Annotated in this window: 15 protein-coding genes; 12 read left to right on the top strand and 3 right to left on the bottom strand. The window is 34.8% G+C overall.

Translation table 11 applies throughout. From position 1 onward, the window contains the following. The first annotated feature begins 56 nt into the window (after nt 1-56). The 3 genes from IW15_RS08145 to secG all read left to right on the top strand — a co-directional run bounded on the left by IW15_RS08145 (nt 57) and on the right by secG (nt 3,985). The gene (locus IW15_RS08145; RefSeq protein WP_034710521.1) at nt 57-1,370 is read left to right on the top strand and encodes a M16 family metallopeptidase; all 1,314 of its coding nucleotides are present in this window, start codon (nt 57-59) and stop codon (nt 1,368-1,370) included. 106 nt (nt 1,371-1,476) lie between these two features. Further along, nucleotides 1,477-3,507 carry a M16 family metallopeptidase gene (locus tag IW15_RS08140; protein WP_034710520.1) on the top strand — a complete coding sequence of 677 codons (2,031 nt, stop codon included), beginning with the start codon at nt 1,477-1,479 and terminating at the stop codon, nt 3,505-3,507. Nucleotides 3,508-3,637: 130 nt separating this feature from the next. Continuing rightward, entirely contained in the window at nt 3,638-3,985 is a 348-nt protein-coding gene (secG, locus tag IW15_RS08135; RefSeq protein WP_034710519.1) for a preprotein translocase subunit SecG, read from the top strand. A gap of 59 nt (nt 3,986-4,044) precedes the next feature. On the opposite strand, the gene IW15_RS08130 is transcribed toward secG, so the two are convergent. Next, on the bottom strand, nt 4,045-4,881 hold the full coding sequence (locus tag IW15_RS08130) for a glycosyltransferase family 2 protein (RefSeq protein ID WP_117584553.1): 837 nt from the start codon (nt 4,879-4,881) through the stop codon (nt 4,045-4,047). Nucleotides 4,882-4,892: 11 nt separating this feature from the next. Then, nucleotides 4,893-5,504, bottom strand: coding sequence for a recombination mediator RecR (gene recR, locus IW15_RS08125; protein ID WP_034710517.1), 612 nt, complete (start codon nt 5,502-5,504; stop codon nt 4,893-4,895). Nucleotides 5,505-5,621: 117 nt separating this feature from the next. Here recR and IW15_RS08120 point away from each other — a divergent pair, with 117 nt between their 5' ends. From IW15_RS08120 to IW15_RS08080, 9 genes are all read left to right on the top strand, one after another. Next, on the top strand, nt 5,622-6,227 hold the full coding sequence (locus tag IW15_RS08120) for an LURP-one-related/scramblase family protein (protein WP_034710516.1): 606 nt from the start codon (nt 5,622-5,624) through the stop codon (nt 6,225-6,227). A gap of 13 nt (nt 6,228-6,240) precedes the next feature. Further along, nucleotides 6,241-6,732, top strand: coding sequence for a hypothetical protein (locus IW15_RS08115; RefSeq protein ID WP_034710515.1), 492 nt, complete (start codon nt 6,241-6,243; stop codon nt 6,730-6,732). Between the two features lie 111 nt (nt 6,733-6,843). Next, entirely contained in the window at nt 6,844-8,289 is a 1,446-nt protein-coding gene (locus tag IW15_RS08110; RefSeq protein WP_034710514.1) for an aminoacyl-histidine dipeptidase, read from the top strand. Between the two features lie 10 nt (nt 8,290-8,299). Continuing rightward, entirely contained in the window at nt 8,300-8,722 is a 423-nt protein-coding gene (locus IW15_RS08105) for a hypothetical protein (protein WP_034710513.1), read from the top strand. A gap of 77 nt (nt 8,723-8,799) precedes the next feature. Beyond that, the gene (locus tag IW15_RS08100) at nt 8,800-9,381 is read left to right on the top strand and encodes an LOG family protein (protein WP_034710512.1); all 582 of its coding nucleotides are present in this window, start codon (nt 8,800-8,802) and stop codon (nt 9,379-9,381) included. A 459-nt stretch (nt 9,382-9,840) separates the two neighbouring features. Continuing rightward, nucleotides 9,841-11,193, top strand: a complete 1,353-nt coding sequence (locus IW15_RS08095) for a hypothetical protein (protein WP_131368525.1) — start codon at nt 9,841-9,843, stop codon at nt 11,191-11,193. Nucleotides 11,194-11,208: 15 nt separating this feature from the next. Beyond that, the gene (locus IW15_RS08090) at nt 11,209-11,766 is read left to right on the top strand and encodes a DUF6705 family protein (protein WP_034710510.1); all 558 of its coding nucleotides are present in this window, start codon (nt 11,209-11,211) and stop codon (nt 11,764-11,766) included. Nucleotides 11,767-11,865: 99 nt separating this feature from the next. Beyond that, nucleotides 11,866-12,423, top strand: coding sequence for a DUF6705 family protein (locus tag IW15_RS08085; protein ID WP_131368524.1), 558 nt, complete (start codon nt 11,866-11,868; stop codon nt 12,421-12,423). A gap of 12 nt (nt 12,424-12,435) precedes the next feature. Beyond that, nucleotides 12,436-12,996, top strand: coding sequence for a DUF6705 family protein (locus tag IW15_RS08080; protein ID WP_131368523.1), 561 nt, complete (start codon nt 12,436-12,438; stop codon nt 12,994-12,996). Between the two features lie 71 nt (nt 12,997-13,067). On the opposite strand, the gene IW15_RS08075 is transcribed toward IW15_RS08080, so the two are convergent. Beyond that, nucleotides 13,068-13,397, bottom strand: a complete 330-nt coding sequence (locus IW15_RS08075) for a 2Fe-2S iron-sulfur cluster-binding family protein (protein WP_034710507.1) — start codon at nt 13,395-13,397, stop codon at nt 13,068-13,070. Nucleotides 13,398-13,408: the final 11 nt, after the last annotated feature.

The following is a 13,408-nucleotide window of genomic DNA, read 5'->3' as shown; positions in this document are numbered from 1 at the left end:
TTATTGTAACAATTAGAATATTTTGAGGACTTATTTCTAAAACAATTTCTACTTTTATGAAAAAACGACTTCTTTCTGTTGCTGCTGTGGCTTTCTTCGGAATGATGCTGAACGCGCAACAAATTAAATTCGAAGAGTACGACCTTCCAAACGGTCTTCACGTAATTCTTCATCAAGACAATTCTGCACCGGTAGTTACAACGGGTGTAATGTACCACGTAGGTGCTAAAGATGAAGTAAAAGGGAGAACGGGTTTTGCACACTTTTTCGAGCACCTTTTATTCGAGGGTACCCCAAATATCAAAAGAGGCGACTGGTTTAAAATTGTTTCTTCAAACGGAGGACAAAACAATGCCAATACAACAAATGACAGAACGTATTACTATGAAACTTTCCCGTCTAACAACGAACAGTTAGGTCTTTGGATGGAAGCTGAAAGAATGCGTCATGCCGTGATTAACCAGATTGGAGTAGATACCCAGAGAGAGGTAGTGAAAGAAGAGAAAAGATTAAGAATGGACAATCAGCCTTACGGAAATCTTTTCCCAACCATTCAGAAAAACCTGTTTACCAACCACCCATACAACTGGCCGACAATTGGTTCTATGGATGATTTAAATTCTGCTAAATTAGAAGAATTCCAGGCATTCTATAAAAAATACTATGTTCCAAACAACGCTACGCTGGTAGTGGCTGGAGATATTAAAATTGGAGAAACTAAAAAATGGATCGAAGACTATTACGGAGGAATCCCTAAAGGAACTCTTTACCCTAAAGACTATCCTAAAGACGCTCCTATCACTCAGGAAAAAGAAGTAACAGCAACTGACCCGAACATCCAGCTTCCGGCTTATGTTTTCGCGTACAGAACCCCTGCAAACAAAGAGAAAGATGCCTACATCCTTGATATGCTTTCTTCGTATTTAAGCAGCGGTAAATCTTCAGTTTTATACAAAAAATTAGTAGATCAGGAGAAAAAAGCGCTTCAGGTAGCTGCTTTCAACCAAGGTCTTGAAGATTACAGTATTTTCGCATTCTTTGCAATCCCAATGGGGCAGACTACCAAGCAAACGCTGCAGGCTGACATCGATGCTGAAATCAAAAAGCTTCAGACGACTTTAATTTCTGAGGAAGATTATCAGAAACTTCAGAACCAGTTTGAAAACCAGTTTGTAAATCAAAATTCAAGCATTCAGGGAATTGCCGCTTCATTGGCAACCAACCACGTATTGATGGGAAATACCAACCTTATCAATAAAGAAATTGACATTTACAGATCTATCACCAGACAAGATCTGCAGAATGCGGCTAAGAAGTATTTGAATTCTAACCAAAGAATAATCATTAATTACGTTCCTGAAAAGAAATAATCCCCAAATAGATACAGATATAATATTCAAGATATAAGACGTACAGTCGGTCAATCTTACATATTATCAATGATTTAAAACAGGATTAAAAAACAATTTTTTACAAATGAAAAAGCAATTAACATATATGGCGGTAGCATTTTTATTCGCAGGAATGCTTTCAGCACAAAAAATAGACCTTAATGCAATGCCTAAGCCGGGGCCTACTCCAGCGATCAACATTGCGAAACCAAAGACTTTCCAACTGAGCAACGGTCTTACAGTAATGGTTGTGGAAAACAACAAACTTCCAAGAGTAAGCGCAAGCCTTTCTATGGACAGACCTCCTTACTATGAAGGAAATATCACAGGGGTAAGCGAAATCATGGCAGAACAGCTTGAAAACGGAACTACCAATATGAGCAAGGATGAGTTCAATAAAAAGGTAGACTTTTTAGGAGCTAACTTAAATTTCTCTTCCGGAGGTGCTTCTGCAAGCTCACTATCTAAATATTTCCCTGAAGTATTAGGATTAATGGCTGATGCTATCGTGAATCCAAAATTCTCTGCTGAAGAAATTCAAAATTCTAAAGAAAGAACGATTGAAGGTTTAAAATCTGATGAGAAGAATGCTTCATCTATTGCAGCAAGAGTTTCCAATGCTTTGATGTATGGGAAAAATACTTCAAGAGGAGAATTCGAAACCGTTGAATCTATCGGTAAAATTCAATTGGCAGACGTACAGAACGTGTACAAAAAATATTACGCTCCGGACAATGCGTATTTAGTAATTGTGGGAGATGTGAAATTCGATCAGGTAAAACCTATGGTTGAAAAAGCATTCAGCAGCTGGAAAAAAGCCAATACCACTTTTGCTCCTCTGGAACCTGCTTCTAATGTAGCAAAAACAGAGATTAATGTAGTTGACGTTCCTTCCGCTGTACAGTCTGTGGTTTCAGTAAGCAACCTGAACAACCTGAAAATGAAAGATCCGAACTACTTCGCTGCAACAATGGCCAACTACATTCTAGGTGGCGGTGGTGAAGCAAGACTTTTCATGAACCTTCGTGAAAAGAACGGATTTACGTATGGTGCTTACTCAAGTATGACAGCAAGCAAGTATTCTCCGGAATTCTCTGCTGAATCAAGTGTAAGAAACGAAGTAACAGATAAAGCAGTTAAAGAATTCATGAATGAACTTAACGCTATCTCTACGGTAAAACCTGAAGAACTGGAAAATGCTAAAGCTAAATTGAAAGGATCTTTCATTATGTCTTTAGAAAAACCAGAAACAATTGCAAGATTTGCTTTAAATCAAAAAGTTCAGGACCTTCCTTCTGATTTCTATACGAATTACCTGAAATCTATCGATAAAGTAACGACTGTAGATATTACCAATGCTGTAAAAGCTACGATCCTTCCTAACCAAAGCAGAATTTTCATTGCCGGTAAAGCATCTGATATTTCTGAAGGTCTGGAAAAATTAGGCTACCCAGTAAAGTATTTTGATAAAGATGCCAATCCTGTAGCTAAAGCTGCTGCCCAAAAAGTGGACGCCAGTGTTACTTTAGGATCTGTTGCAGATAAATACATCAACGCAATCGGAGGATTGGCCGCGGTACAGAAAGTAACTTCTATTGCTACCGATGCTACTACGAAAGTACAGGGAATGGATATGACCATGAAGTTAATCCAGGCTAAAGGTGGAAAAATGGCTATGGAAATGAAAATGATGGGTAACACCGTTCAAAAAATCATCTTCGACGGTAAAAGCGGATATGTAGAAGCACAAGGACAGAAAGTTCCTCTTAATGACAAGCAGAAAGCTGAAATGTCTGATCCTGAACTTTTCCCGGAATTAACTTTTGCTAAATCAGCGGAATACAAATTAGCCGGAATCGAAAAATATAACAATGAAGATTCTTACGTGGTAAAAGGAGCAAAAGACACCTACTACTATAGTGTAAAAACAGGCTTAAAAACCGGTGAAGTAAAAGGCGGTGAGCAAGGTTCAGTTCCTACAAGCTATGCCGATTACAAAGAGGTATCAGGGGTAAAATTACCATTCACGATCATCCAGAATATGGGTGGAATGGATATCAACCTTGCAGTAAAATCTTATGTGGTAAACCAGGCTAAAGATTCTGATTTCAAATAAGAGCACCTTAATAGATAGAAAAACGGTAGCAAATGCTGCCGTTTTTTATTTTTAGTAATATTTACGGGCTTTTTTTTGTCATTCGATAAAAAAAGATTAAATTTGCCCATTCAAAAAGATATCAAAATTAATGGATACTATATTTATACTATTGATGGTTCTTATTATGATTGCTAGTGTTTTACTGGTAATTGTTGTTATGGCTCAAAACCCGAAAGGAGGTGGCCTATCAAGTACTTTCGGAGGTGCTTCACCTGCACAGTTTGGAGTACAGAGAACAAATGATTTCATGGAAAAATCTACATGGACTCTAGGCGGAACAATCATTGTTCTTATCCTTTTAAGCGTTGTGATTACAGGTAAGCCTTCACAAGTAGCTGCTGCAAAACAACCCGTTAAGAAAGAAGCTCCGGCACAGCAATCTGCTCCTGCTTCTTCTACACCAGCTCAGGCACCGGCAACGGCTCCCGCTAAATAAGCAAATAGCTCATTACATACAAAATAAAAGCAGTTCAAATTGAACTGCTTTTTTATTTTCTATTTAAGTTTAATCTTCTCGATTTTATGCCTTAAGTTTAGCCCTGCTTTCAAAAACGAATACTGCACCGGTTTAGCATCCCTGTAATATTTATTAATGAAGACCTGCATGGCACCGTAGAACCGCTCCAGATACACCTCATCCTTTATTGTACTCTCCCCTTTATGATGCAGAATGGAAGCTTTTCCGTAATAATAGTTTTTATATCCTTTTTTCAGCAAAGTATAACAGATGTCGATATCTTCACCATACATAAAGTAGGTTTCATCCAGGCCGCCTGTTTTTTCGTAAACCTCTTTCTTTATCAATAAAAATGCTCCGGTAACCACATCAATTGATGTTGTTTCGTATTCCCCAATATCATTTCTATAATAGGATTTTGAATTATTCTTTTTAAAGTTCGTAAATAGCTTTTCAAAAGAATTGAACATATCAGGAACCGAACGCTTGCTTTCCGGCAGGAAATTTCCCTTTGCATCATGCATCCTTACGCCCAGACATCCGAAACTTTCTTTTGCATCCGTAAAGTCCAATATATCTTTCATATAATCCCCTTCCAACTCTGTATCAGGATTTAACAACAAAAGATACTCTCCTTTTGCTGTTGTAATGGCTTTATTATTGGCTTTTGCAAAACCCTCATTCGCTGGAGATGCTATAAAATGAAATTCAGGAAACTTGGTGATAAGATTTTTCCACGAACTGTCTGGCGAGGCATTATCAATAATAATGACCTCATGGTCTACTTCTACATATTTCTGAATAGAAAGTAGACAATTGTTAAGCAATTGCGTGACGTTATAATTAACGATAATGATGGACAGCTTCATGGTTATTCTTGTTCAATTTAATCCTTTTCGTTATACGGAAGCCTGTTGATGATTGATCTTCCTAAAGAAATTTCATCCGCATATTCAAGTTCGTCTCCCACTGAGATTCCTCTTGCAATGCTTGAAAAACTCACATCGAGATTTTTAAATTTCTTATAAATATAATAGGCTGTCGTATCTCCTTCCATCGTGGCACTCAGCGCAAAAATAAATTCTTTCACTTTTCCTTCATTCAGCTTTTTTTCTATACTCGGAATATTAAGCTGATTGGGACCTATGCCTTCCATCGGAGAGATTTTTCCACCTAAGATCAGATATTTTCCTGTATACTTCCCTGTATTTTCTACGGCAATTACATCGCGTACATCTTCTACAATACAGATCAGCTCGTCATTTCTTTTATGATTACTGCAGATTTCGCAGACCTCAAAATCGGAAAAATTGTGGCATTCTTTACAGTACTTAATTTCTGTAACAAGGTTAATCAGTGAGTTTCCAAGACTCAATGCTCTGGAATTCGGCTGTTTCAATAAATGTAATGCTAAACGCAAGGCAGTTTTCCTGCCGATCCCCGGTAATCCGGAAATTTCATCTACCGCTTTTGCCAGAACTTTACTAGGATAATCCATACTACAAAAATAAGACAAAAAGATGATTATCCGTGATTTTACGGTGGTTAAATAATGATATAATTCCAATAAATAAATTATCTTTGGAATATATTAATTTGAGAAAATAATAAACTAATGGTACTTAAAAACCTTAATTATCCCCTTGATTTTAAATTTAAAATCTCCACCTTAGCCAGCGACTTCAATATTACCGATAAAAACGGTAATTATGTAGCCTATGTTCGCCAGAAAATGTTTAAGCTAAAAGAAGATGTCATTGTTTTTAATGATGAAAGCAAATCCAAAGAGCTTTTCAGAATTAAAGCCAATCAGTGGATCGATTTTAATGCTTCTTATTCTTTAAATGATCTTATCGACAATAAAAATTACGGAAGACTGGCCAGAAAAGGAATGCGTTCTATCTGGAAAGCATCATATGACATCCTAGACTCTAATGATCAACCTAAATTCACAATTAAAGAAGACAGTGCATGGGTAAGATTTTTTGACGGAATGGTTGGAGAAATTCCCATCATAGGAATGTTCACCGGATATTTCCTGAACCCTTCTTACACGGTAACCGGAGCTGACGGAAAAGAATATTTCAAATTAAAAAAAATGCCTTCATTCTTTGGAAGAAGATTCCAGCTTGACAGAATAATTGACATTCCGGATGAAGACGAGAGTTTAGTAGTACTTTCTTTATTGATGATGGTGCTTTTAGAAAGAGCCAGAGGATAAAACAATACAGACAATGAGATACTTAATTATTTTCTTTTCAGCATTTCTGCTGACTGCATGTAAAAAAGATAAAGAAACCGTTTCAGGCGCTGTATCTAAAGATTCAATGGCTACTGTTCACGACTCCACGAAAGTGAATGCTTCTGCAGGTAAAATCTTAATCGAACCCTTTCCTTTCCCTAAAGAAATTAAAGAATGTTCATGCTATTTCGCCAAAAACAAAGCAGATTTTGAAGCGGAAAAATACATTTACGCTGATGATGCGGGAAAAACAGCTTATATGAAGCTGGATGGTAAAAGACTGGCTATGAATCTTATCTCTTCAAGCGATATGGAAGCGGATGAAGAACTGAGCAAAGAAATAGAAAGCGGCGATTATAAAATCTCCGTAAAAGGTAAAAAAATAAAAAAGGAAGAAGCTTTATTGTTTGAAGGTACCATGACGATTGAAAAACCTGATGGCAGTATTGAAACCACTCCTATTTACGGCGAATGCGGATGTTAATAAAATAGTAACCGCTGTTATGTACCAACATATAGCCTGCCTATAAAAAAGAATGCTTCTGAATTTACAGAAGCATTTTTTATTTCGTAATTTTGATAAAAATAAAATTTCATGGAATTATCTAACATAGAACCACAGATAATCTGGAAAAATTTCTCCAAATTAAATGCGGTTCCAAGACCATCAAAGAAAGAAGAAAAAGTAATTGCATTCATCAAAGAATTTGGTGAAAGTTTAGGATTGGAAACTATCGTAGACGGTGTAGGAAATGTGATCATTAAAAAACCTGCCACTGCAGGAATGGAAGACCGCAAATCAATCGTTCTGCAGTCTCACCTGGATATGGTTTGCCAAAAAAACAATGACGTTACTTTTGATTTTGAAACGGAAGGTATCAAAATGGAGATCGATGGCGATTGGGTAAAGGCAAAAGGAACAACACTGGGAGCCGACAACGGTTTGGGAGTTGCTACCATCATGTCTATTCTTGAAAGTTCAGACATTCCACATCCTGATTTGGAAGCATTATTTACGATTGATGAAGAAACGGGTATGACCGGAGCCATAGGTTTGCAGCCAGGACAGTTAACTGGTGAGATTTTATTAAATCTTGATACGGAAGAAGATGATGAAATCGACATCGGTTGTGCAGGAGGAATTGACGTAACCGTTACACAGGACTATCAAACAGAAGCTTCAAAAGGACAGATTGTAAGAATTGAAGTAAAAGGTTTGCAGGGCGGTCACTCCGGAATGGATATCCATAAAGGGTTTGGAAATGCCAACATAATCATAGGAAGACTTTTATACAAAGGATTGGCAAAAGAAAATATCCAGCTGATTTCTATCGATGGCGGTGGCTTGAGAAATGCCATTCCAAGAGAAGGTGTTGCCCTTGTTTCGGTAAGAAACGCACAGGAATTTATTGAAGAGGTTACATCAGGACTGAAAAAAGAAATTTTAGAAGAATTTGCAACAATAGAGCCTCATCTTCAAATCAATATTGAACACTCAACAACTTCTGAAAAAGCAGTTTCTGAAGCAGATTCCAGAAAAATCATTCTGGTTCTAAAATCTCTTCATAACGGTGTTTACAGAATGAGTCCGGATGTAAAAGACCTGGTAGAATCTTCAAACAATGTAGCAAGGGTGGAACTGAAAGGAGGAAACTTAAAAATCCTTAACCTTTCAAGATCATCCGTAGATTCTTCAAAAGATTCAGTATCAGAGCAATTAAAATCTGTTTCTGAATTAGCAGGAATGAATGTAGAATTCAGCGGTTCTTATCCGGGATGGAAACCAAAACCGGGTTCTGAAATCGTTCAGTTGATGGAGAAGCTCTATATTGATAAATTTAAAGAAAAACCTCAGGTAGTAGCCTGTCATGCAGGGCTGGAATGTGGAATCATCGGTGCCAATTATCCTGCCATGGAAATGGTAAGTTTTGGTCCTACCATTCGCGGAGCTCACTCTCCTGAAGAAAAAGCAAATATTCCATCTGCACAAAAATTCTGGAGTTTCCTGAAAGATATTTTAGCGAATATTCCGAAGAAATAAAATTTAAGCCATGATAGGAACTTGGAAAGGAAAATATAAATATAACATGAATCAAAATTCTGAATTCAACAATAAAGAAGTTGAATTTATATTAGAAATTAAAGAATTTGATGGTGAAAAATTTATTGGAACAGTACAAGATATTGATGAAAATTATGGCACCAAAGGTTTAGGAACAATTGAAGGAAAGCTAAGTGGTAATCATATTGAGTTTGTCAAACAAATGCCAATCAAAACCATGCTACTTAAAAATAACAGAAAAAAAATAGAAGATGAAAAGAAAAAACATAATCCTATTTTATATTCCGGTGTTTTAAATTCTTCAAACTCTTGTCTCGGAAACTGGAAAATCAAAGGAGGAATTAGTTTTATACAGAAATTATTATATATTTCCTTCGGAACTAAGGGAACTTGGGAAATGATTAAAACATAATAATTAAGCATAAATTTTTTATATTGAATATCCAAAGTCAGATGATTTTGGATATTCTTTTTCTAAAAAAATGAACAATGAAAAGTATCACTGTATTTTGCGGTTCAAGCTTCGGCTCGGACGAAATATTTAAAAATCAGGCCGTATTGCTTGGACAAACATTGGCTCAACAAAATATTCAATTGGTATATGGAGGTGCTGATGTAGGGCTTATGGGAGCTGTTGCAGATGGCGCATTACAGGAAGGCGGAAAAGTAATAGGTGTACTGCCGCGTTTTTTACAGTCTAAAGAAATTGCCCACACCCGGCTTACCGAGCTTATTGTAGTAGAAACGATGCACGAAAGAAAGACAAAAATGAATGAGCTCTGTGACGGAGTCATCGTTCTTCCCGGTGGTTACGGAACATTGGAAGAGTTCTTCGAAATGATCACCTGGGCACAGCTTGGACTTCATCAAAAACCTATTGGAATCCTCAATATCGATGGTTTTTATAACGACCTCATCAAGTTGGTTCAAAACATGGTAGAAAAAGGATTTTTAAAACAGGTGAATCAGAAAATCCTGTTGATCAGTGATTCTGTTAATGAACTGCTGGAAAAAATGAGAAACTATAAAGCGCCAGCTGTTGGTAAATGGATTTCTAAAGATGAGATATAGCCAATCTAGAAACTCCAAAAAAACAATCTAATATAATTCATAAAAAAAACTCCTGAAAAATTATTTTTCAGGAGTTTATATTTTGTATGAGGTTAACCGTAAGGTTCTCATTTAAGAGAGTAATAATTTTATCACATGAACACAATAGAATAATTAAGAACCTGCAGCAAGGATTAAATCAAGTTGAAATTGCAAATAAGTTGAAAAAAATGACATCAGACCTAATAGTCTAAGTTCAATTAAAAAGAAAAGAAAAGAAACCAAATCAAAGAAAAATATGAAGCAAAAACATTATTTCACCTCACCTGTATCCTATACAATGACAAAGTTTTAGAAATTATGGAATCCCGCAATGGTGAGTAAAATATTTGTTGTAAAATTGTCTTGTTTCACATTCATTAAATTATTCATTTGGTTGTGAAAAATACATTATATTTAAAAAACAAAAAACAAATGCTTATGAAAAGAAAAATACATCTTACCAGAATGCTTCTGGTGATTGTAACAATACTCAGTATGAGTTCTTGTGTCCGTGATGATCTGGCTGCTGAAAGCCAATCACAGAAAAATTCAAAAAATATGTCTGCCAAATTTGCTTCACGGAGTTTCTGGAAAGAAGATAATGTGTATATCAATAAAGTACAGCAGGTTTTCCTGAAAGTTGCCAATCTGGAACATGTAAGGACTCGATATGGGGAACTGAACTGGGATTATGCCATGACTTTTGGTAATTTTAATGAAACATATGCTCTAGTACCTATCATTAAAGATAATAAAGTAGTACTTTTAATGGAGGCGGTTAGAACAGGAAATAAAGTGTTTTTTTATGAAAAAGATAATAAGGACCTTGTTGAATTTTTTAATCTTGCCATGTATTCCAATGTTACTAAATATGATGAAGTAATTGAAGCAAAAGCTGGCGTATTATCTAAAACTCCCGCTTTCGTATGTACAACAAGATGGCTGACAATAGGATGTTTTGAAAATGAAACAGATTGTGTACCTTATACAACATCTGTTACCAATTGTGAATATCAGGGTGGTACCGGCATCCCGCCAAAGACATTTGATCCTATTGGAATGGATGGCGGTGGAGATGGAAACAATGGATATGAATATCCTGAAATACCTGAAGAAATAGATCCTTGTAGAAAAATAAAATCACAAAGAAGTAATGTAGATTTTTATAGTAAAATTAACGTATTGGAAAGCGATACAGGTTTAAAAAAAGAAACAGGCTTTACACAGAGAGTAAATGGTCAGTATGTTTATCATGATAATGCTTCAGCAACAAATACAAATAATTCATTGAGTTTGCCAGATCCTAATTTACCAGAAAATAAAAATATAAAAGGCTTTCTTCATACACATGTAGATAGTTATACTTATTATGATGATTTTCAGCAAGTAGATGTTACAAGAACAGGAATTAAAATATTATCTCCTGCAGATATCACGTATTTTATGGATTTAGTTAAAAATGCTCATGATGAGGGTAGACCTTTAAATGATGTTTACGCAGGAATGATTGCTACTATACAGAATTATCAAATACGATTTACAGGAAATCAGTATCAAATCAAGACTTTCACCGATGAGGAAGCGGCAGCATTTAGGGCTCCATATACTATTTTTATGCAGAAAAGCATTGATAATCAAAGTAAATTAGAACTTGGATTTCTTCAGTTTTTAAGTGAAAAAATGAATCTCAAAGGCATTACTTTATATCGGATGAATGCAGACGGAACAAATACTGAAATAAGTTTAAATGATGATAAAAAAAGTACAAATGAAACAAATTGTCCAAATTAATTAAAAAGTAAAAGTATGAAATATTTAATTGTTATTATTACATTTTTTATAAGTGCGTGCAATGCTCAAACTATTTCTTTGGAATCAGCAGCACAGTGTTTGAATAATCCCAATTGTGCAGATTACAACTATGCAAAAGATATAAATAATTCTTTACATCAATATATCGGTGTTTGGAAAGGAAACCATAATGGTAAATCTTATGAAATTAAATTGAATAAAATCTTATATGAAGATCTGGGTCAAAAGACAGATATATTGGTAGGAAGGCTTCAATTAAAAGATAGTAATGGGAATACTTTGTATACTTCATTTAACGTGACTGATGATACTAAAACTAATTTTATAGGCTTAAACTTTCAAGCAGATCTTAAAGCATATAGAATGTATTTTGTAGGAAATAGTCAATGTGGTGAATATGGAACAGTATATTTAAGGATAAAGCAGGAAACACCGAATCAAATGAGCCTATTTATGTTGGCAGATCAAGAAATTATCAAAGAAGGTCTTTGTCCATCTAATTTTTCGCCTACAATACCTTATAAAACTACAATATTTTTAACGAGACAGTAAATGAAATTTTGTAAGAGAGTATTTATAATAACTTCTATATTCAATATTTTTAGTTGTGCACAGATATATCCACTGGTAATACAATTAAAATGGAGCTTAATGAAAAAAATATTTTTATTTATATTATTTAGTGTAGCTATTTACACTAAAGCACAACAGGTTTATTCACTAAGACCTACAGAAATAGATCTTCCTGAAAATTCATATCAAAAAGACATCAATAATGAACTGCCTGCATATGAAGGAACCTGGAAAGGGACTTGGAATAATAAAATTATCTATGTAAACTTTAAAAAAATCTTAAATACCTACAATGCCGTAACTAAATATTATAGAGATTATTTAGTGGCAAGATTTAAAGTGACAGACTTAAATGGTAATATTATTTTTGATAATACAAATTTAGAAGACAATAAGACTAAAATTGTAGGTGTAAATTTTAGAAGATATGGAGACAAGTATTCTCTCATCTACATAGATAAAGATCTTTGTGATACATCAGGGAATATTGTTATAAATTTTACAGATCCTTCTAAAACACAGCTTAATTGGAAATACAATGAGGGCAGTAACATGATTACGACAGATTGTCAATATTATAGTACAACTCCTTTTCCTACAGCACTTCCAAAAGAAATTGTTCTAATAAAACAATAATGTAAAGATTTTATGAAAAAAATATTCATTTTGATAACTTTGCATTTGATACTTTTTAGTTGTGCACAAGTCTATCCATTGAGTACGAATACAGATGTTCCTACTAATGCATATATTCAAGACTTAAATAATGAGCTTATTCCTTATGAAGGAACCTGGAAAGGGAATTGGGATAATAAAACTTTCTTTATCACATTTAAGAGGATAAAAAAATATTTAGATCATAAGGAAAGTAATCCGTATTATAAAGATGTTTTAGTAGGTAAATTTAAAGTAGTAAACCCTTCAGGAACTATACTTTACGATAATACAAACTTATTAGATAATAATACTAAAATTGAAGGAACACGATTCTTTACTATTCCAAATAAAAGGTATTCATTATTTTATATAGACCCTGATATTTGTGACATTTCAGGTGATATATTTATAAGTTTTACATATAGTTCTAACTCTACCTTAGATTGGAAATTTATGAATACAACGGATATCATTACTTCATCCTGTCAATATTATAATACAAATCCATTTCCTCAGCCATTACCTGACAATATTACTTTGACAAAACAATAGCTGATAATTCGATAGATATCAAAAAAACTCCTGCTATTTGCAGGAGTTTTTTATTTTAAGAGTAAGGCATTCTAAGGATAAGGAGCAATCTCCACTTCCAGTCCTTCCATTTCTTCTACGATATGCAGCTGGCATCCCAATCGGCTGTTTTCTTTAACATGGAATGCCTCAGCAAGCATGGCATCTTCTTCATCACCCATTTCTACAAGTCCCGGATCATTGATCACATACACCTGACATGAGGCACACATCGCCATCCCGCCGCAAACTCCGATAGTTCCCTCTTCTGCTAATTCATAAGAACGGATGATCTCCATTAAGTTCATGGACATATCCGTTGGTGCTACAATATCGTGAGCTACACCGTCTCTATCGGTGATTTTAATATTAATATCTGACATAATTTTGCAAA

The organism is Chryseobacterium soli (genome assembly GCF_000737705.1).
GTDB lineage: Bacteria > Bacteroidota > Bacteroidia > Flavobacteriales > Weeksellaceae > Chryseobacterium > Chryseobacterium soli.
The sequence above is the reverse complement of the archived record's forward strand: the minus strand, read 5'-3'. Positions and strand labels throughout refer to the sequence as shown.